Origin of the sequence: Fulvivirga ligni, from assembly GCF_021389935.1 — a bacterium.
In the GTDB taxonomy this organism is placed as follows: Bacteria; Bacteroidota; Bacteroidia; order Cytophagales; family Cyclobacteriaceae; genus Fulvivirga; species Fulvivirga ligni.
In genome coordinates, this window is sequence record NZ_CP089979.1 from 4,886,765 (window position 1) to 4,906,387 (window position 19,623).

The window sequence follows — 19,623 nt, forward strand, 5'->3', positions numbered from 1 at the left end:
GTAATTTTTTGAGAGCGTTTATTATAAAGGGGGCCAATTTATGAAAAAGGTTGTATCAGGGTAAAAAAAAAATTAAAATGTCATTCCTAATGATTTTATCTATCTTTAATCATGGTAATAATTGTAATGGGAGTAACAGGCAGCGGAAAGTCTACTATAGCTAAGCTGGTGAGCAAGGAAACAGGGATTCCATATTATGACGCAGATGATTTTCATTCTACCGAGAACATCAAAAAAATGTCTAATGGCATACCTTTAACTGATGAGGACAGACAGCAGTGGCTGGTGAAACTTTCAGAGCAAATTCCTCAGTGGCAACAGAAAGATGGGGCAGTTTTGGCGTGCAGTGCACTCAAGGAAAAGTACAGACAGACATTACAAAGCCATTCTGACCAAAGCATAAAATGGGTTTACCTTGATGTACCCAGAGAAGTGATAAAGGACCGGGTAACGAGCAGAAAAGGACACTTTATGCCTAAAGAACTTGTAACTTCTCAGTTTAAAGCTTTAGAGCCGCCTACCTATGGCATTACTGTAGACGGCACTTTAACACCGCAGGAAATCACCTCTGAGGTGTTGCATAAACTAGATGATTAACTATCAACTGATACTGGCCGCTGGTGCCGGAATATTTATCTTACTCATCCTCATTATGAAGGTGAGAATACAAGCCTTTCTGGCTTTATTAATTACCAGCCTTGTGGTGGGTATATTGGCGGGACTGCCTCCTATTGATCTTGTTAAGAGCGTACAAAATGGCATGGCTGGCACGCTTGGATTTGTGGCCACAGTGGTCGGGTTAGGATCTATTTTCGGAGCCCTTTTGGAGCACTCTGGAGGTGCTCAGGCATTGGCCAATTATATGCTTCGCAAGTTTGGAGTTAAAAATGCAAGCTGGTCAATGGTAATTACCGGATTTCTAGTAGCCATACCCGTATTCTTTGATGTAGCGTTTATCATTTTGGTACCTTTAGTTTATGCCTTAAAAAAGCAATCAGGGAAATCTATTCTTCTATATGGCATCCCGCTATTGGCTGGGTTGGCCATCACGCATGCATTTATTCCTCCTACTCCTGGCCCTGTAGCAGTAGCAGATATAGTAGGTGCGGATTTGGGTTGGGTTATACTATTCGGTTTTATCACCGGTATACCTGCAGCAATAGTAAGCGGGCCGCTCTTTGCTCGATTTATAGCTAAGAGAATAGATGCTACTCCTCCCGAACTTACGGAAGCACAGCAAACAACCCTCAGCACTACTCCTTTTGCCATTATTTCAATCATAAGCATACCCATTCTACTTATTCTTATCAACACATTTGCTAATAGCCCTTTATTGGCCAATTATATTCCCAATAACTTAAGAAGCTGGTTAGGATTCTTAGGACACCCATTTACTGCCCTGATCATTGCCAACTTGGTAACCTGGTATTTTTTAGGGATAAGAAAAGGACAGACAACCCAGACTTTAATGGATATTAGTACCAAATCACTGGCGCCGGCCGGAGTCATCATATTGATTACCGGAGCCGGAGGAGCTTTCAAGCAAGTGCTTATAGACACTGGTATAGGAGAAATGATCGCCAACAGTATGCAATCCATGGATGTACCTCTTTTAGTATTTGGTTTTCTAATAGCAGCTATTGTGCGAATCCTACAGGGATCATCTACCGTGGCGATGATTACAGCTGCTGGCATGAGCGCACCGTTGATCGCAGCCTTCGGGCCAGGTGAGATGCAAAAAGCGCTGCTTGTTATAAGTATTGCCAGTGGAGCCACTATCTTATCTCACCTCAATGACAGCGGCTTTTGGCTGGTGAGCAGATATTTTGGCCTTACTGAAAATCAAACGCTAAAATCATGGACCGTGATGACTACGCTCATTGCTTTAGTAGGGCTGGCTGCTGCTTTAACTATAAATTTAGTTTTACCATAAATTATCAACTAAAAATTTAGTTTTATCTTTCAATTTTCATACATTGACCGTATGAAACCTTTACTTACTGTCTTCCTTATCTCCCTTAGCACTATTGTTTTGGCACAACAAACTGCTATTGATAGTAAAATTATTGATCAGGAAACGCTTTATCCTGTCCCTTATGCCACCGTCCAAATCAAAAATTTCCTTACCGGTACTGTGGCCAATGAAAATGGTGACTTCAGCTTTATGGCAGATCAGGCCGATTCTATTAAAATATCATGTATTGGTTATGAATCATTGATTCTGGCTGTTTCAGATATTGCTGACTCTATATCACTTCAACCCAAGGCCATTATATTGAGTGACGTTTATGTATTCGATAAGATGCCTAACGCAAAAAACATCGTTAGAAAAGCTTTTAAATCCATAAAGAAGAATTTTATCAGCGATCCTTTTACAATGAAGACTTTCTATAGACATTACTGCAAAGACGACTCTATTTATGGACGGCTGATAGAAGCAGCTGTGGACGTTTACAAACCTAAAGGCTATAAAAAAACTTCTGACTTTGAGGAGCTTAATAGAGACAAGCGAAAGCTTCACCAGCTACGCCGAAGCTTTGATCAAAGTGCTTTAGCACAATTTAACCATGTACCCATTGCTTATGACAGAGTGCTATCTTATGATCTGGCTGCTTATCAGGATATGGATGATGAAGAACATTTTCTACCAATTTTCGGCTCACAGAGTAACTTAAAAAGAAAAATGAAGGAGTACTCTTTCAAGCTTAAAGGCATAAGTAATTATGACGGACATGAAGTATATGTGATTGATTATACTTCCAAAAAGTGGGAAGAAACACTTTCAACAGGAATAAAACTCAATGTTACGCATAAAGGCCAACTTCACATTAGATCAGACAATTACGCCTTTATAAAATCAGAAACGTTCTTGGAGGTGCAAAACTTTCAGACTATAAAAACCACTGTTACCTACCAGGAAAGCAACGGTCAATATTACCTGGCTCACGCTGTGTATGAGCAGCAATCACACGGTAGAAAAACCATTCCACCACACAATGCCCACATTGAAATACTTGTGAACCAGGTGAAGCTCGGTAAGGATAAAGCCTTCAAAGATGAACCCATGACTGAAAAAGTTCTAGCCGAAACAAGATACGATCCTCAGTTTTGGAAGAACTACACAGTGATAGTAGAGAATCCGCTTGAGAAACGTATACGAGAACACCTGGAAAGAAACGAAACACTTACCGAACAATATGTAGAAAAAGCTGAAAAGGAAGGTAAATCCTGGGAAATGCTAGCCAACGATCAAAAGGCACTTGAAGACATCATTAATAACCCCAATGGCAAAATTTATTATATAGATTTTTGGGCATCATGGTGTGCTCCATGTATTTCTGAGTTCATCAAATCTAATAAGACGGTAGAGAAATACAAGTTAGAGGGAGTAGAGTTTCTTTATGTTTCTATTGACGCCGGCAGTGATAATTGGTCCATCATGAAGGAGCGCTATGGATTATCTAATGAAAAGCATCTAAGAATAGGTAATGAAGAAGAGATTATAAAAAAATATGAAGCGACGAGCATACCGCATTATATCATGGTCTTACCCAACGGAAGTTTACTAAAAGATGCACCCCGCCCTAGCAGTATTGAATTTGTAGAACTAATTGAGCGAGAAATTAGGAAGTGGAATAAGAGTAATTAGTAGTTGGTCGCATGCCAATGCTAAATCCTCAAATTAAAAAGTTACTCAGGCCTTTGCTGGTGTTATCACCAGCAAAACTACTTACACCTCATCCCCAACCCTTCTCCTCAAGGAGAAGGAATCACTTTGTGTACTTGAGATCATACCTAACCACAAATCCCTGCTACATGACATCTCAGCTGATGTATGAAATTAGCTACGTACTGCGGGGTATCTTCTTGCTTTAAAGTAGCAGCGTACCAGGTTCTATAAAGGCCATTTTTTGTAACTGGAACTACGGTCAGTTTATCGTCATGCAGGTACGGCTCAATGATCCATTTGGCTGCTACTTTAATACCCATGCCTGCTTTAATCATTTCTATGGCCGCTTCAGTTACCTGGATGGGAGTTACTCTTTGGGGTTGAACGCCTTCCGGAATCAGAACTCTGTTAAAGAGTGTAACAGTTTCTAATGGCAATGAATGAATGATCAGTTTCTCATCTCTGAAATCCTCAGCCACAAGATATTTTTTCTTGGCAAATGGGTGATTTACAGGCACTAAACATAACAATTCATCACTGAAGAGCTCAGTCATTTCCAGGTTAGCATTGTTTACCTCGCCACTAACAATGGCCAAGTCCAGCTTACCTTCCAGTAGTTGCTGACATCGTTCACCATTAGCTTCGGGGCATATTTCTATTTCCACATTGGGGAATTCCTTTTGAAAAGACATCATTAGCCCTGGCAGCCAGTGGTAGGTAGTGTAACATTCTGTACCTACCCGAAGGGTGCCTTTGTCGCCCCCTACATATTTCTTTACTGCTATTTCAGCACTTTCAAGCTCGGTTAGAATCTTCTCTGCATACTCTAATAAGATTTTTCCAGCGCCAGTTAGCACCAGTTTCTTATTCACACGATGAAAAACAGGGGCTCCTAACTTACTTTCTACTTCGCGTAACTGATGGCTCAGCGCAGACTGTGATAAAAACAAACTATCCTTGGCTTTAGATAAGCTTCCTTTATCAGCAACTTCTTTTATCAAACGTAGATGGCGAACTTCCATATGTATTAAAAATTTTCATAAAAATATGAAATTTAATTCATCGTATTCATAGAACGTAGCGAAAACCCTCCCGTTAACTTAGCTATCACTAAAACATTAATCATTATGGAAACCATCACTATACCGCCCGTAAACCTTAAACCAGCTGTTAAAAAGAAAAAAACGAGTACAAAACCACACATCAAAAACTCTGAAAAATTCAGTTTGTATGAGTACCTAAAAAATGTAAAACATTATAATATTGCACTCGGTCTTTTTAACAAGTGATATGTGTATAGGCTTACAAATTAACCGGTTTAAATGATCAGATCAATTGACCGGTTTGAAACACTTTTAATTTTTGCATCACCTTCCGTGGAAACATGGAAAACTATTAAATACACATGAAAGCATCTACCAGAAACTTCTTACTACTACTTATTCTAGCTTCATTATGGGGCCCTTCTTTCTTATTTATTAAAGTAGCAGTAAGAGAAATCTCCCCTATTCACCTGGCCACTTTAAGGATCGCTGTAGCCGCTATTGCTATTAATATATTCTTAAAGATATCAGGAAAGCCTTTCAAAAAGGATCTGAAATTTTGGAGAGATGTGACCATTTCTGGTGTATTTTCCCTTTCATTACCCTTTATGCTCATCTCTTGGGGCGAAGTGTATATAGATAGTGCCTTAGCGTCTATTTTAAATGGCCTTACACCATTATTTACCATCATCATGGCTAATTTTTTAATCTCTGATGATAAAATGACCAGGCCAAAACTCATAGGAACCATAATAGGCTTCGCCGGTCTGTTTGTACTGGTATCGCCACATTTGAATTCGGAAATGAAAGCATCCAGCATGGGGATAGCTGCTGTAGTGCTTGCTGCCTGTAGTTATGGAGTAGGTATGGTGTATGCACGACTAAAACTTAAAGGTACTCCTCCATTACATGCACCAGCCAGTCAGCTGTTAACGGCTTCTATTTATATGATTCCAATTGCGCTTTTCACAGATGGTGTGCCTGCGTTCGCAGATATTTCATTTAACGCCATTGGATCGGTGCTTATTTTAGCCTTATTCGGCACAGCTTTAGCTTATATCATTTTCTTTAAGATTTTAGAAAAAGCCAGCGCTTCATACCTTTCTTATGTCACTTATTTGATCCCGATTTATGGAGTAATTCTGGGTGTAGCTTTTCTTAATGAAAGCATATCTACCGAAACAGTAATTGGTGCCGGAATTATTCTCACCGGGCTTATGATTGCTAACAAAACCATAAAAATAACCTTCAAAAAACCCTCTTTTAACAGCTCTTCCTCAGAAAGTTGATTTTCTTTTAGTTTCCATGCAACCTTTCCTGAATTCTTTGCATCTTCCTGCTGAGAACGAAAATGAAACTGAAAATTTACCGATCAAAGGAAGATACTTTAGTCCGTGAATGCAGAAAGCAGGACAGCCAGGCCCAGCGTGAAGTATACAATCGCTATGCTTCTACTATGCTCGGGGTTTGTGTCCGCTATATCAAGGAACCGGACCAGGCCGAAGATGTAATGATCAACGGCTTTGTAAAAGTATTTGAAAAGATCGATCAGTTTAAAGGCGACGGCAGCTTTGAAGGCTGGATTCGCAGGATCATGGTAAACGATTCACTGACCTACCTCAGGCAAAATAAGAGTATGTACCTGGAGGTAGACATAGAAAAGGCTGACCATGAGCCCGATTACAGCCAAATGGATAGCCACCTGGAAGCAGAAGATCTATTACAGCTCATTCAGGAACTACCCACCGGATATAGAACGGTATTTAACCTTTATGCTGTTGAAGGCTACTCTCACAAAGAGATAGCAGATCAACTAGGCATTAGTGAAAACACTTCTAAATCACAGCTTAGCCGTGCTCGCTCTATGCTGCAAAAGCAACTGCTGGCAGCAGAACAAATGGTGAACAAAAAAATTAATGAGATATGAAGGATCAAGAGCTAGATAATTTATTCAGAAATAAACTGGAAAGCATTAAGAGAGAACCTTCAGCTAATGCTTTCGATAAGATTCAGAACAAACTGCAAAAACCTGAGAAGAAAAGCGGTCTTTGGCTATACATGAAAGTAGCCGCGGCAATTTTGCTTTTAATCTCTTTAAGTGTAGTTCTTTATAAAACAGATGTGTTTGAAGGCAGTAATAATATGCCTGTAGCAAACAATCGGACTCAACCTACCCAGGAGCAGCAGGATGCATCTGACCATAAGCTGGAAGAACAACCTCTGCTAGCCGAATCAGAAGCAACTACACCTGAAAAAGTGACTGTAGAAAGTCAGCAAGCTGAATCATCAATCACCTCAGTAAATAATGAGGAAAAACCTATTGAATCAACTGATAATCAAGAGATTAAAAGAAGATCTAAAAAGGTACAACCTCAACAGCAAGCGCCTGTAACTGCCGAAATGGAAGAGCATTTTGCGCATAATAATGTAGAGGAAGCAAAAGAAATAGAAAAAATTTCTGAACCCCATGCAACCACTGAGACCGCGGTTGCATCTAATGAGCAAAAGGAGAAAGAATCGGGTCAAACTTTCACCTTTGATATTGAAGACTTCGATAAAAAAGCAGTGGCATCAGCTACTACAGAAACAACTGAAAAAGAAGATAAGTCAGCCTTGAAGAAGGTACTTAACTTCGCCAAAAACTTAAAAGAAAGCGATGGACTTGGAGAACTGAGAGACGCTAAAAATGAATTATTCGCATTCAACTCAAAAAAAGATGACAACTCAAAATAAAACAACAACACTAAAACTTGCCATGCTAATGCTGGGGATGCTCTTCGCCTTCCCCACACTAGCACAGCAAAAGACAGATTCCTTGATCATTAATGTAGGCAAGAGCAAGATCATTTTTCTGGTTAAAGACAAGCAGGATCTTGAAACCTTAAAGAATTATGACCTTAACGCCATACTTGAGAAGCTAAGCTTAAAACTTGAGAATGACTCTACGCATGAAGCCAGCCTGGTGAAAGATGACAATGGTGAGAAGACCTACTTAAATGACACCACCATTGTGGTAAATGAAGCACCAGAAATAGCGGTAGCACCAGATGTTAATATTGATTCGGTTAACATCGAAAATGCTCAAAGCAGCTATGATGATAACGATCATGAAGAAGAAAAGGAATACGGCACCACTCATTATTTCAATTTAGAGTTAGGTACGAATAATTACCTTACCGATGGCAGCTTTCCTGATGAGACTAATGCCCCTTATACCGTAAGACCTTGGGGCTCATGGTATGTTGCACTTACTTCAGTGAATAAAACACATGTTGGAGGTCCGCTCTATCTGGAATGGGGCCCCAGTGTGAGCTGGTACAACTTCAAGTTTCAGAATGATAACATGCGCATTTATGACAATGATGATGGTGTAGAGTTCATTGAAGACACTGAATATCCTGATGCTAATTTTAAGAAAAGTAAACTTACGGCTGCCTACGTAAATTTCACGGCAGTACCTACGCTGGCCTTCGGAAGAACGCTTGACAGAAGCCATAAATTTGGCGGGGTTTTTAAAAATGAAGAAGAAAAATCCAAAACAGGATTTAGAATAGGCGCCGGTGCATACGTAGGCTATCGCATAGATAGTTATAGCAAAATTGTCTTCACCGATAGTAGTGATGATGACAAAGAGAAGAAAAGACATCACGACGATTATAATCTTAACAACTTCCGTTATGGCCTTAGATTTCAGCTAGGTTATCGAGATACAGATGTCTTCATCAACTATGATCTCAATGAGTTATTTATTGAAGGTCAGGGGCCTAAACTAAATGCCATTAGCTTCGGAGTAATCTTTTAAATAAACCATTCCATATTCACTAAAAAAGCACTTTTCTAAAGTGAGATGGGAAAATTACGTCCACACTAAAACCTTAATGCCATGAAAAAATCAATATTAATCACACTGCTCATTCTGCTGGGAGCTCAGCTATCCACCTTTGCGCAGGAAGAGGCCAATTATGAACATCTACTGGATAAAGAAGAGATAGATATTAGCTTTGGCCTCCAAATAGACCTGGGCACCAGTGCCCTCCATGGAGGAAACAGTTACTCTGAAATCAATGATGATGTACGCCAATGGGGAAGCTGGTATGTGGCCTTAAAGAAAATAGCTGTGAGTGACCTGTTCGGACCAGTGAAATTGCATTGGGGCGGTGGCATTAGCTGGTATAACTTTAAGTTTGACAATGAAGCCTTAAGACTGACTGAAGGATCCGATGGAATCATTTTCTCAGAAGATAACACTGTTGAAACCAAAAAGAGCAAACTGGCCGTGTCCTATGCTAACCTCTATTTAATACCTACTTACCATAGCTCTAATGGCAATTTTAAATTTGGAATTGGTGGCTACGCCGGCTACAGATTAGGCAGCCATACCAAGTTAGTTACCGTGGTAGATGGTGACATTAAAAAGGATAAAGACAAAAATGATTTTTATATCAACAGTCTGAGATACGGCCTACGGTTGGAAGTCACGGCTCATAAATTTCACATGTACGGAAACTACGATCTGAACAACCTCTTTGCTGATAACAAGGGACCAAAGATGAACGCCTTCACCCTAGGCACAGCTATAGACTTAAACTTTAAATACAATCAAACAACTCACACCTCCAATACATCCTTCAAAGTGGATTGGAAGTGATCTACACTTGCATTATCAAATTATCAACCCTATTAAACAAGTGAAATTATTTTAAACTCAAAAACTCAATAAATATGAAAAAGCAGCTATTAATTATCGTAGCACTATTTACCTTCTCACTAGGCACTTGTCTGGCTCAGGATGAAGAAGAAAGCAAGAACAAACACAAAGGCACCTACAATGATTTTAACATAGACCTGGGGATTAATAACTTTTTGGAAGACAGTAAATTTCCATCCGACAACAATGCTCCTTACAGCGTAAAACCATGGGGCAGCTGGTATATCGCGCTAAAGTCTACTAATCATACCAAGGTGGGTGGTCCTCTTTACTTATTGTGGGGTGGTGACATCAGCTTCTACAACTTCAAATTTGACAACGAAGACATGAGAATGACAGAAACGGATAATGGTGTAGTGTTCAGTGAAGCAGGTGATATTCACAGCAAGAAGAGTAAACTTACTGCTGCTTATGTAAACGCAAGCCTGGTACCTATGCTGAAGTTTGGTAATACAGAATCGCACCATCATAGACACTGCCACTGGGACATGTGGGATGAAAGTGCAGGCTTTAGAATTGGTGCCGGGGTGTATGCCGGTTATAAAATAGGCAGCTATACCAAGGTAGTGACTGAAGAAGATGGTGATAAACATAAAGACAGAAACCATGATGCCTTTTACTTAAACAATGTGCGCTATGGTATGAGAGTACAAGCAGGCTTCAGAGGTGTAGATGTATTCTTTAACTATGATATGAATGAGCTATTTGCCGACAATAAAGGCCCAAAGCTCAATGCCTTTAGTTTCGGTGTCGTTCTCTAAAATTCCGAAACTTCCTGAACCACCTGTAAAGTCAGGTGGTTTCAGGATATTTAAAGTATATTTGGTTGCGTGACCACAATAACTCTTAACACCTATATCCAGGCTCCTCAACAACGTGTGTTTGATCTCTCAAGAAGCATCGATTTACACAAAATTTCCACTCAACACACTCAGGAAGAAGCTATTTCTGGAACAACCACCGGCCTTATCGGACTTAACGAAACCGTGACCTGGAAAGCAAAACACCTTGGCGTTACACAAAAGCTCACCACCAAAATCACCTCATTTCAATCTCCTGACTCCTTCACTGATGAGATGACCCAGGGCGCCTTTCGCTCCATGAAGCATCAGCATCTATTCAAGAAACATGAATCAGGCACCATGATGATCGATATTTTTGAATTCAGCAGCCCCTTCGGACCACTGGGCAGATTGGTTAATTTTCTTTTTCTAAGAAACTATATGACACAACTTCTCGTAAAACGAAATCAGATCATCAAAGAATTTGCGGAGACAGAAAAGTGGCGGCAGGTGATTTAACTTAATCCACCATTTCATGTACAACCAAAAGATCAGCTTTACCTATTTCTTAAGTATCACACTCGCTGTTATTTTCACTGCGTTACTTCATGAGTTTGCTCACTGGGCTATGAGCGAATCATTAGGATATGATACAGCCATGACCCTAAACAGTACCTACCCAACTCATGCAGTATGGTCAGAAAAGCATCAAATTATCATCTCGGCATTAGGTCCGATCATCACCCTGGTTCAGGCTGTTGTAGTCTTTCTTTTGCTCAAAAAAAATCATTGGAATAAATATTTATACCCATTGCTTTTCACTCCATTTTATATGAGACTATTAGCATGTTTTATGAATTGGATTAACCCAAATGATGAAGGGCGCATAAGTACTTATCTTGGCCTTGGGCTTTTCACGTTACCTATTTTAATCAGCGGCCTATTGTTTTATCTGGTTTTTACTACCAGTAGAAACCATCATCTTAAATGGCAATTTCAGGTGTTCACCATATTTATTGTAATGAACATTAGCTCATTTCTTATTCTTTCTGACCAGTACTTTAGGGTAAATATTTTTTTATGATAAGAAGACACTTTAGTAAAATAGAACCTAACTTTTACTAGGCTCCTTATACCTAAATCCATGCTCAGCTGCGAAGTAAAAACTACAAGTTCACACTTCTAATTTACTAACTTATATCAGGTAGCTTACCCATTGAATACTAATAAAATAAAACTATTATAAGGTTTAAAAGAATAATATTTAGGTCATTGAAAAAAATACAAAATTTGATATTACGGTTTATGGCTTTTCCCTAATAAAACCGGAATTATTAACTAATATAGTAGCTCCAACTTTAATCTTACTACACTTTTTTAAATGGAGCATTCCTTCAAAACTTGTTTTACCAGCAGGCGCATTTATTTAGATTTTTTAGAAAAGTATTCACTAGAGCAACTCAATACCATTCCGAAAGGATTTAGCAATAACATCATCTGGAATGCGGGTCATATCATAGTAGCACAACAGGCTTTAATCTACAAAACTGCCGAGTTACCGATGTATGTTTCTGATGATCTCTATAATACCTACAAACCAGGATCAGTGCCTACTCAAAAAACTACCGAAGCAGAGCTGAACACTCTGAAGGATTTGCTGCTTACTCTCCCAGAAAAAACTTATGAAGATTACCTTCAGGACAAGTTTAAGGTTTTCCATGAGAGAATGACAGGCACCGGCTTTTATCTGGAAAGCCTAAAGGATGCACTGAACTTCAATAATTATCATGAAGGCATCCATTTAGGATACATCATGAACATAAGAAAGTTTGTATAGGCTAGAGTAAAATCTCCTGAACGTTTGATTTAATTTTTGTACTAAGTTCTTCAGTAGGAAGATCATTTACATCCTTTCCAAAAGGATCTTCTATTTCCTCTGCAATAAGCTCTACTGATACCAGTATGAAGAAAATCATAAGTACTATTGGCACCGTCAAATACCCAAAATCCGTAATAAAGGCAAATGGTAGCGTGATAGTAAAAGTAAAAATGAACTTCTTAATGTACATACTATAAGAGTATGGAATAGGCGTATTTTTAATACGTTCACACCCTCCGAGGATATCGCTAAACATCTTCATTTCAGCATCTAACACCAGAAAATGATCTCCAGTAAAAATACCTTCTTTGTATAGTGCATTTATTTTTCTGTGCAGCAGGTATGAAATGTAATTAGGTATATGCTCCTTACCCTCTAGCTCCACACCTATCTCACTAAGATCCAAAGCCTTTAAGTCCACACCTTTTCTTAAGTGCTCCTTTACTGCCACCACAAAGTTGGGGATCATCACTGCGAAATATTTCCTGGCTTCATGATCATCAGGTAGATATGATGCAACCTTAAAAGCCAGGTTTCTAGAGTTATTCACCAGCAAGCCCCATAACTTCCTGCCCTCCCACCAGCGATCATAGGCGGAATTTACTCTGAACACTAAGAACAAACCGAGTACAATTCCTAACAAGCTATGCACAGCTGTGGTACTTTTAAAATTCCACTGAAACACTTCTAATACCAGATAAGCAGCCAAAAGTGAATATATGGCCATAAAAACCAAGGCCGGAAATAGCAGACGAACCACTTGCCTACTGTAAGAATGAAAGATTAATGAAAACCAGGTTTTGGGGTTGTATTTGATCATTGATTAAGATAATTAGTGCAACAAATTAAAACCAAGAAATTTATTTTCCTAAGCTGAAAGACATCTTACTTTGATTTTAAAAAATTAAATCAATATATTTATGATATCATTTTAATATCACTTTTATGAATCACGAAAACGAAAGCTCACCCATTTCAGGCTATATCATGTTACTCGTAGTGCTAATACTATTTTCAACCAGCCTGGCATTATTCATTGGCACCAAAAATGCGCTATTTATATTATCCACATTGGTGGCTCTAATTTTATGTCCTGGTTTCTTCTTTGTAAATCCTAATAGTTCGAGAGTACTAGTACTTTTTGGAAATTATAAAGGAACCGTAAAGAAAAATGGCTTCTTCTGGGTAAATCCCTTTTACAACAAGCAACACATATCACTAAGGGCCAGAAATTTTGATAGCGAAAGAGTTAAAGTGAACGATAAAGTAGGTAATCCGATATTAATAGGTGTTATCCTGGTTTGGCAGGTTAAAGACACTTATAAGGCTGCTTTTGAAGTAGATAATTACGAAGAGTTTGTTCGAATTCAAAGTGATGCTGCCGTCAGGAAATTAGCTGGCTTGTATCCTTATGATAATTTTGAGGATAATGATGCTGAGATAACTTTAAGATCAGGATTAGATGAAGTAAATCACGCTTTGGAAGAAAACCTAAGCAAAAGATTAAATATAGCCGGCATAAAAGTGATTGAAGCAAGGATCGGATACCTGGCCTATGCTTCAGAAATAGCCAGCGCTATGTTACGTAGACAACAAGCAACTGCTATTGTTGCTGCAAGACATAAAATAGTTGAAGGAGCTGTGAGCATGGTAGAAATGGCTTTAGATGATCTTTCTAAGAGAGATATCATTGAATTAGATGAAGAAAGAAAAGCCGCTATGGTAAGCAACTTAATGGTGGTGCTCTGTGCAGATAAAGATGTAACCCCCGTCATTAATTCAGGCACTCTCAATCATTAACATTTAATTATCAACACCTTATATCTAAATCATTAGAACAACAGCATTTGTTCATAATGTCTTAGTTTTGAGCTAAACTTTCGTCGGCAAAACTATGCTTAATGACTATTAACGATGAAGGCAGGGCTGCAACCCTTAATTAAATTTAACATGGCCAAGAAAAAACCATTTGTATTAAGGTTAGATCCTGAGATGCTCGCTAAAGTTGAAAAATGGGCTGCTGACGAATTCCGTAGCACCAATGGCCAGCTTGAATGGATGATTAATAAGGCCCTAAAAGAATCTGGCAGACTGAAAAATGATAAAAGTTAAATAAGAAACGATATCTTTAAGGAAATTGTAAACTATGTATAAATATATTTTATCCCTTCTACTAACCCTCTCATTTGTAGCAGCTAACGCTCAAGAAGACCACGTTATAACCATTCATCAGGATACACTGTATGGCAGTATTCAAATATTACTACCCACACCCCATAGTGAAGAAATTATTTTAAAAACTGATGATGGAAAGGACAGATATAAAGCTTATCAGTTTACAGAATTCACTTATGAAGGAGATACTTATGTGCCAGTGAAAACATCTACCAAGTATGCTATCATGAAGGTAAAAAAAGAAGGTTATTTAAGCCTATTAAGCTACAGAGCGGAGAATAACTATGATTTTGGCAACTTATATCTTCTAAAGAAAACCGGTGAAGGCACAGAACTGCCCACTTTTCTATGGAAAAAAGTAATGACTGACTTTTTAAGCAATTGCCCGGAAGTAACCACTAAAATTGAGGACAAGACTTATAAAAGAAATGACATTGAAGATATTGTTGATGTTTATAATAACTGCATCTTAGATCAGACTTCAGCTACTTATTCTGATAACAGCAAACGCGCAACACCTGCTAAGACGGCCACTCCCAACAAGGATAACCCAGCGGTAACTTTAATTTATACCATAAAGGGTAAATTAACAGCTTATGACAATTCAGATACGGAAGACATAATGGCTTTACTTACCGATATGGCTGAAAAACTATCAGAAGACGAAAAAATCCCTTCTTACATGATTGGTGCTTTGAATGAGCAAGCTAAAGAATTTAAAAGCATCGAAGAGGATATCGATCAGCTCGTGGAAATGATCAAAAAATAAGTAATAACAAACAATGAAGCGCTGATAGCAGAATGGAGCTCAATTACTTTTACACTATATTAATTATTTCCATTCTACTCATTATCAGCGTATTGACTGGTAAGCTCGCCTCCAAGTTTGGTATTTCCTCCTTATTGGGCATACTAGCCATAGGACTAGCTTTAGGCAATGGAGGGGTTTATGATTTTGATTATAATAATCCCCTTCTCACCTTAAAAATCAGTCAGATTGCACTTTGTTTTATCCTTTTCTCTGGCGGTTTTTCAACCCGATGGAAAAAGTTAAGAGAAGTAGCCCCTCAGGGAATTTCTCTTGCTACCATTGGCACTCTAGCTACCTCCCTTATTACGGGGCTGGCAGTGCACATCATCTTTTCATGGTCTATGTTAGAGTCTTTGCTGTTGGGGGCCGTAATCTCCTCTACAGATGCCGCTGCGGTATTTTCCATATTGGCCAGCAGCAATCTTAAGCTGAAGAATAACATCAACTATGTACTAGAATTTGAATCGGGCACCAATGACCCGATGGCCTATTTTCTTACAATTAGCCTCACCAGCCTCATCTCCTCGCCTGATATGAACGGCTGGATGATTCTCCCGCATTTCCTATGGAATACTATTTTCGGAATAGTGTCAGGTTATGGAATTGGCTCCTTGATCTTTCTTCTGATAAAAAGATCAAAACTTAAGAAAGGCCAAACTCCTATGATGCTCCTGGCTGCTGTACTTTTCATTTTTGCTCTGAATGAGCTCTGCGGTGGCAGCGCCTTCCTGGCGGTATACGTGGCCGGAATCACTTTAGGCAATAAAAAATGGGATAATGTAGATTACAACCTTAATTTCTATGAAGGCTTGGCCTGGCTAATGGAAGCAGTGCTATTTCTGGTTTTAGGCCTTCAGGTATATATTACCAATCTGAGCGAAATATACTTATCAGGATTAATGATAAGCGTAATTCTAATCTTTATAGCCAGACCAATTGCCACGTGGTTTACTTACCTGTTTTTGAAGAAGAGAACCTGGCAGCATAAAACCTTCATTTCATGGGTTGGCTTAAAAGGTGCCACGCCCATTGTGTTCGCACTCATCCCACTGGTGGAAGGCCTCACGGTGTCAGAATATATCTTTAACGTTTCCTTTATTGTAGTGATATCCTCCATCCTCATTCAAGGATCTACCGTGGCGTGGCTGGGTAAGATTTTAAAGCTTGGGCAATAATCAATTCACCAAACTCATAAGCTCCTCTTTGGAAAGGTTTTTCAAAATAGCATTATCATCATTGATAAGGCCGGTCACCATTTCCTTTTTGGTAGACTGAAGTTTCATGATCTTCTCCTCCACCGTTCCCGGGCAAATGAGCCTCACTGCTGTCACTCGCTTATCCTGACCTATTCTATATGACCTGTCAATGGCCTGATTCTCCACCGCTGGATTCCACCATGGATCTACCATATATACATAGCTGGCCTCTATGAGGTTGAGACCAACACCACCCGCTTTTAAGCTGATGAGAAACACTCTTACTTCATCATTTTCCTGGAAACGCCTTACCACCTCTTCCCTGTTTTTAGTGGATCCGGTAAGCATAACATGGCCAACTCCTTTATTCACCAACTCTTTTTGGATGAGCTCCAGCATGCCTACAAACTGCGAGAAGATGAGAATCTTATGATAAGAAGCATGGTTATCCACTTGTTCCATGAGCACATCTATCTTAGAGGCCGTTTCTGTCAGTTCCATTGGGGTAGATTCCAACAGCTTGGGAGAGTTACAGATTTGGCGGAGCTCAGTAAGGCCTTTGAGCACATACATGGACGTTTTCTTCAGATCATCAGTCTCTTTATTTTCCATGTATTCTCTGAACTCCTTCTCACTGGCCTCATAAATACGCTTTTGCTCTGGCTTCATTTCACAGTAAATCACCATTTCCTCTTTTTCCGGTAATTCCTGTGCTACCTGATCCTTCGTGCGCCTCAGTAAAAATGGACTGATCTTATCCTGCAATTCTTTGGCTCTCTTCTTACTCTTAAACTGATCGATGGGTGCCGAATATCGTTCCTTAAAAAACTGCTTACTGCCCATAAGTCCGGGACAAGCAAATGAAAACTGGCTAAATAAATCAAAAGTATTGTTTTCAAATGGCGTTCCCGTAATTGCTATTTTGTTACGCGATTTCAGCAACCTGGCTGCTTTATAGCGCTGAGAATTAGGATTTTTGATCTGCTGAGATTCATCCAAAAAGATATAACTGAAGGTGAAGTTCTTGAGAAATACCACGTCTGCCAGCAGGGTTCCATAGCTGGTGAGAATGATATCATACTTCCCGAAAAGATCAGTATCTCTTTGTCTATCAGCTCCTTTCAATTCGAAAACTTCCAACTCAGGAGCAAATTTTTCAATCTCAGATTTCCAGTTAAACATCAGCGTGGTAGGCACCACCAAAAGATGAGGCTTTTTACCTTGTTTTGCTTTCAAAGCCAGTATAAAAGCTATAATCTGCACCGATTTACCCAGCCCCATATCATCAGCCAGACAGCCACCAAAATTAAATTCATCAAGGAAATTGAGCCAATTGAGTCCTTCTTTCTGATAAGGCCTAAGCTCCGTTTGTAATTGCTCCGGCACCTTTACCTGCTCTATGGCTTTGAAGTTCTCCAGTTTTTCATGATACATGGCTAGCTCATGCCTCACTGGCTTGTCTAGCATGTGAGTTTCAAAAAGCCGGTTTATAGCTGAAAAATTCACTTTCGGAAAGGTGATCAGATCATTTTCATCGATCTCACCAGAATGGAAATATTCTTCAAACTTCTTCATCCACTCTTTCGGTAATACACCAAAAGTACCATCACTGAGCTGCACGTATTTGGATTTGTTTCTTACCGCTGCTTTCACCTTTTTCATGGAAGCCTTTTGCTTGCCATAACGCATGTCTACATCAGCGTTGAACCAATTAATGGCGCTAACTACTTTAATATCAATACTTACCGGATTAGGATTGAGCTTATTGCCCTCTATCTCATCAAAGCCCAGAATGGTGATATCATCTTCAGTCCATTCCCTGCAGGTTTTAAGAAACCATTCTTCTTCCAGAAAACGCTTTTTATGTAAATAGAAATATGGCAAGTCATTCTCTTCCAGTTGTTCCTCAAAAAACGGGTGTTGTTTGATCATCAAGGAGATAAAATCAGATTCCTTTTCAATATCCCGGATCACCAAAAACTCCTTACCTTTTTCATCATGCGCATAGATCTGTTTGCGGCTTCGCACTTCAACCTCCACATCGCTGTACCTCATTACCGGAATGAGCATCACGAAATTATCGAAGTCAGAGAGGTAGATGATTTTCTCATTGGGATCGTTGAATCCTTCCTGCTCTAGTTGCTCTGGGCTGGCAGCTTTTACAAAGCGATATTCAATGTCGATATGCCGCTCTACATCATCCAGAAATTGAGTTCTGAATTCCTTAAATGCAGAGCTATGGACGATCAGTTTGCCTGCTTTTTGGTGCAGAAGATCGAGCACTTTTATAAGCTGAAGCTGAGGTAAAAGATGCAATTCCTCATTGATCTCCAAAAAGCAGTTATATCGGAGCTTCACCTCATGAAGAGAAAAAGTCTTATCTCCCAAAACTATTCTGGCCTCGATCTCGAAATGCTTTCCCACCTTAGAAACTATGAGTGAAACGCTTCCTCTAAAAGGCTTCACCTGAATGGGCACTATGGAATTAGCACTTATCTTATCCGAAGCCCGGACATTATGTTGATAAAATTCATAACCCAGCGGATTTTTTATAATATAAGATAATACCGAAAGATCATCAGCGGTTAAAGATTCGCCTTTGAAATCCATGAACTTAGCCACCCCCAGCAGAAATTTAATCTCTCTACCATCTTGCAACTTCCACACGTGATCCTGGGGATTCACCTGAATCAGCGGATTTTTGATCTTGCCTTTTTGAGTTCTCTCCGCATGATAAATGGAAATCAGCAGGTGATTATAATACCGGTGCTTTCGCAGCACCAGAATATTCTTATCATGATCCAGGCTGCTCAGGGCCGACTGATCCTGCTGCACCTTCACCTGACTTTTCAGACTCTTTAAACTATCAGCGGTGACAGATATAAGTCCCGGGTGAGCCGGCTTAAAAATCAATCGCCCATGCTCATATTCTACATCAAAATAAGCATCCAGATCAGGCTCATTTTCAAGTCCATATTCGAAGGCTATTTTCTTTAATTCCTGTTTCCTACCTCCCTTGTCAAAGAAAATTTGAAGATCATCAGAGTGCACCAGAAGATCCAACACCTCGGCCTGATGGTCACAGAGTTGCATATCTTCACCCTCGCAATTACACAACAGCACCAGCTGCTGCTCCGTTTGTGAAAGCACCACTTGATAGCTACCATCAGCCGTATTTACAGAAAATACACCTTGATTGACATTCATTACTTCAGTAAAGACCTGAATATCAGCTGATTGAAAGTTATGAAGTCTTACATATTTTTTTAGGCCGGAAAGTGAATCACCGTCTCGAGTTTTATCATCAATAACAAAACGATGCCATTTTATAGAATCAGGAGACGGGTCATGCATAGAAA

19 protein-coding genes are annotated in these 19,623 nt (G+C 39.4%); 16 read left to right on the forward strand and 3 right to left on the reverse strand.

What is annotated here, in order from left to right:
* Nucleotides 1-111 precede the first annotated feature (111 nt).
* From LVD16_RS20330 to LVD16_RS20340, 3 genes are read left to right on the forward strand one after another with little or no spacing between them, the layout of a single operon-like run.
* Nucleotides 112-597: a gluconokinase gene (locus LVD16_RS20330; protein WP_233770129.1), complete on the forward strand. Its 486-nt coding sequence runs from the start codon at nucleotides 112-114 to the stop codon at nucleotides 595-597.
* Nucleotides 590-1,933 carry a GntP family permease gene (locus LVD16_RS20335; protein ID WP_233770130.1) on the forward strand — a complete coding sequence of 448 codons (1,344 nt, stop codon included), beginning with the start codon at nucleotides 590-592 and terminating at the stop codon, nucleotides 1,931-1,933. The genes LVD16_RS20330 and LVD16_RS20335 overlap by 8 nt, the downstream gene beginning before the upstream one ends.
* A 51-nt stretch (nucleotides 1,934-1,984) precedes the next feature.
* A complete protein-coding gene (locus LVD16_RS20340) occupies nucleotides 1,985-3,649 on the forward strand; it encodes a carboxypeptidase-like regulatory domain-containing protein (protein ID WP_233770131.1) in 1,665 nt (554 codons plus the stop codon).
* A 146-nt stretch (nucleotides 3,650-3,795) separates the two neighbouring features.
* Here the strand turns inward: LVD16_RS20340 and LVD16_RS20345 are convergent, their stop codons facing one another.
* Nucleotides 3,796-4,692 (reverse strand): LysR family transcriptional regulator, encoded by an 897-nt coding sequence (locus tag LVD16_RS20345; protein WP_233770132.1) that lies wholly within the window; start codon nucleotides 4,690-4,692, stop codon nucleotides 3,796-3,798.
* Between the two features lie 383 nt (nucleotides 4,693-5,075).
* Here LVD16_RS20345 and LVD16_RS20350 point away from each other — a divergent pair, with 383 nt between their 5' ends.
* The 9 genes from LVD16_RS20350 to LVD16_RS20390 all read left to right on the forward strand — a co-directional run bounded on the left by LVD16_RS20350 (nucleotide 5,076) and on the right by LVD16_RS20390 (nucleotide 12,040).
* On the forward strand, nucleotides 5,076-6,002 hold the full coding sequence (locus LVD16_RS20350) for a DMT family transporter (RefSeq protein WP_233770133.1): 927 nt from the start codon (nucleotides 5,076-5,078) through the stop codon (nucleotides 6,000-6,002).
* A gap of 62 nt (nucleotides 6,003-6,064) precedes the next feature.
* Entirely contained in the window at nucleotides 6,065-6,640 is a 576-nt protein-coding gene (locus tag LVD16_RS20355; RefSeq protein ID WP_233770134.1) for an RNA polymerase sigma factor, read from the forward strand.
* On the forward strand, nucleotides 6,637-7,446 hold the full coding sequence (locus LVD16_RS20360; RefSeq protein WP_233770135.1) for a hypothetical protein: 810 nt from the start codon (nucleotides 6,637-6,639) through the stop codon (nucleotides 7,444-7,446). Before LVD16_RS20355 ends, LVD16_RS20360 begins: the two co-directional genes overlap by 4 nt.
* Complete coding sequence (locus LVD16_RS20365) at nucleotides 7,430-8,515, forward strand: hypothetical protein (protein ID WP_233770136.1); 1,086 nt, start codon at nucleotides 7,430-7,432, stop codon at nucleotides 8,513-8,515. The genes LVD16_RS20360 and LVD16_RS20365 overlap by 17 nt, the downstream gene beginning before the upstream one ends.
* An 81-nt stretch (nucleotides 8,516-8,596) precedes the next feature.
* Nucleotides 8,597-9,361: a hypothetical protein gene (locus LVD16_RS20370; protein WP_233770137.1), complete on the forward strand. Its 765-nt coding sequence runs from the start codon at nucleotides 8,597-8,599 to the stop codon at nucleotides 9,359-9,361.
* A 74-nt stretch (nucleotides 9,362-9,435) separates the two neighbouring features.
* A complete protein-coding gene (locus LVD16_RS20375; RefSeq protein ID WP_233770138.1) occupies nucleotides 9,436-10,182 on the forward strand; it encodes a hypothetical protein in 747 nt (248 codons plus the stop codon).
* A 69-nt stretch (nucleotides 10,183-10,251) separates the two neighbouring features.
* Nucleotides 10,252-10,722 (forward strand): SRPBCC family protein, encoded by a 471-nt coding sequence (locus LVD16_RS20380; protein ID WP_233770139.1) that lies wholly within the window; start codon nucleotides 10,252-10,254, stop codon nucleotides 10,720-10,722.
* A 16-nt stretch (nucleotides 10,723-10,738) separates the two neighbouring features.
* Complete coding sequence (locus LVD16_RS20385; protein WP_233770140.1) at nucleotides 10,739-11,287, forward strand: hypothetical protein; 549 nt, start codon at nucleotides 10,739-10,741, stop codon at nucleotides 11,285-11,287.
* A gap of 297 nt (nucleotides 11,288-11,584) precedes the next feature.
* The gene (locus LVD16_RS20390; RefSeq protein ID WP_233770141.1) at nucleotides 11,585-12,040 is read left to right on the forward strand and encodes a DinB family protein; all 456 of its coding nucleotides are present in this window, start codon (nucleotides 11,585-11,587) and stop codon (nucleotides 12,038-12,040) included.
* A gap of 1 nt (nucleotide 12,041) precedes the next feature.
* Here the strand turns inward: LVD16_RS20390 and LVD16_RS20395 are convergent, their stop codons facing one another.
* Entirely contained in the window at nucleotides 12,042-12,902 is an 861-nt protein-coding gene (locus LVD16_RS20395; protein WP_233770142.1) for a bestrophin family protein, read from the reverse strand.
* Between the two features lie 125 nt (nucleotides 12,903-13,027).
* Here LVD16_RS20395 and LVD16_RS20400 point away from each other — a divergent pair, with 125 nt between their 5' ends.
* From LVD16_RS20400 to LVD16_RS20415, 4 genes are all read left to right on the forward strand, one after another.
* Nucleotides 13,028-13,882, forward strand: a complete 855-nt coding sequence (locus LVD16_RS20400; RefSeq protein ID WP_233770143.1) for an SPFH domain-containing protein — start codon at nucleotides 13,028-13,030, stop codon at nucleotides 13,880-13,882.
* Nucleotides 13,883-14,032: 150 nt separating this feature from the next.
* Nucleotides 14,033-14,194: a type II toxin-antitoxin system antitoxin gene (locus LVD16_RS20405; RefSeq protein ID WP_233770144.1), complete on the forward strand. Its 162-nt coding sequence runs from the start codon at nucleotides 14,033-14,035 to the stop codon at nucleotides 14,192-14,194.
* Between the two features lie 34 nt (nucleotides 14,195-14,228).
* A complete protein-coding gene (locus LVD16_RS20410; RefSeq protein ID WP_233770145.1) occupies nucleotides 14,229-15,026 on the forward strand; it encodes a hypothetical protein in 798 nt (265 codons plus the stop codon).
* Between the two features lie 32 nt (nucleotides 15,027-15,058).
* Nucleotides 15,059-16,243: a potassium/proton antiporter gene (locus LVD16_RS20415; protein ID WP_233770146.1), complete on the forward strand. Its 1,185-nt coding sequence runs from the start codon at nucleotides 15,059-15,061 to the stop codon at nucleotides 16,241-16,243.
* Here the strand turns inward: LVD16_RS20415 and LVD16_RS20420 are convergent, their stop codons facing one another.
* The gene (locus LVD16_RS20420) at nucleotides 16,244-19,618 is read right to left on the reverse strand and encodes a DEAD/DEAH box helicase (RefSeq protein WP_233770147.1); all 3,375 of its coding nucleotides are present in this window, start codon (nucleotides 19,616-19,618) and stop codon (nucleotides 16,244-16,246) included.
* Nucleotides 19,619-19,623: the final 5 nt, after the last annotated feature.

Excerpts from the sequence above, each read along its gene's own strand:
- LVD16_RS20330 (WP_233770129.1), top strand. The coding sequence starts at position 112 with ATGGTAATAATTGTAATGGGAGTAACAGGCAGCGGAAAGTCTACTATA.
- LVD16_RS20335 (WP_233770130.1), top strand. The coding sequence starts at position 590 with ATGATTAACTATCAACTGATACTGGCCGCTGGTGCCGGAATATTTATC.
- LVD16_RS20340 (WP_233770131.1), top strand. The coding sequence starts at position 1,985 with ATGAAACCTTTACTTACTGTCTTCCTTATCTCCCTTAGCACTATTGTT.
- LVD16_RS20345 (WP_233770132.1), bottom strand. The coding sequence starts at position 4,692 with ATGGAAGTTCGCCATCTACGTTTGATAAAAGAAGTTGCTGATAAAGGA.
- LVD16_RS20350 (WP_233770133.1), top strand. The coding sequence starts at position 5,076 with ATGAAAGCATCTACCAGAAACTTCTTACTACTACTTATTCTAGCTTCA.
- LVD16_RS20355 (WP_233770134.1), top strand. The coding sequence starts at position 6,065 with ATGAAACTGAAAATTTACCGATCAAAGGAAGATACTTTAGTCCGTGAA.
- LVD16_RS20360 (WP_233770135.1), top strand. The coding sequence starts at position 6,637 with ATGAAGGATCAAGAGCTAGATAATTTATTCAGAAATAAACTGGAAAGC.
- LVD16_RS20365 (WP_233770136.1), top strand. The coding sequence starts at position 7,430 with ATGACAACTCAAAATAAAACAACAACACTAAAACTTGCCATGCTAATG.
- LVD16_RS20370 (WP_233770137.1), top strand. The coding sequence starts at position 8,597 with ATGAAAAAATCAATATTAATCACACTGCTCATTCTGCTGGGAGCTCAG.
- LVD16_RS20375 (WP_233770138.1), top strand. The coding sequence starts at position 9,436 with ATGAAAAAGCAGCTATTAATTATCGTAGCACTATTTACCTTCTCACTA.
- LVD16_RS20385 (WP_233770140.1), top strand. The coding sequence starts at position 10,739 with ATGTACAACCAAAAGATCAGCTTTACCTATTTCTTAAGTATCACACTC.
- LVD16_RS20390 (WP_233770141.1), top strand. The coding sequence starts at position 11,585 with ATGGAGCATTCCTTCAAAACTTGTTTTACCAGCAGGCGCATTTATTTA.
- LVD16_RS20395 (WP_233770142.1), bottom strand. The coding sequence starts at position 12,902 with ATGATCAAATACAACCCCAAAACCTGGTTTTCATTAATCTTTCATTCT.
- LVD16_RS20400 (WP_233770143.1), top strand. The coding sequence starts at position 13,028 with ATGAATCACGAAAACGAAAGCTCACCCATTTCAGGCTATATCATGTTA.
- LVD16_RS20405 (WP_233770144.1), top strand. The coding sequence starts at position 14,033 with ATGGCCAAGAAAAAACCATTTGTATTAAGGTTAGATCCTGAGATGCTC.
- LVD16_RS20410 (WP_233770145.1), top strand. The coding sequence starts at position 14,229 with ATGTATAAATATATTTTATCCCTTCTACTAACCCTCTCATTTGTAGCA.
- LVD16_RS20415 (WP_233770146.1), top strand. The coding sequence starts at position 15,059 with ATGGAGCTCAATTACTTTTACACTATATTAATTATTTCCATTCTACTC.
- LVD16_RS20420 (WP_233770147.1), bottom strand. The coding sequence starts at position 19,618 with ATGCATGACCCGTCTCCTGATTCTATAAAATGGCATCGTTTTGTTATT.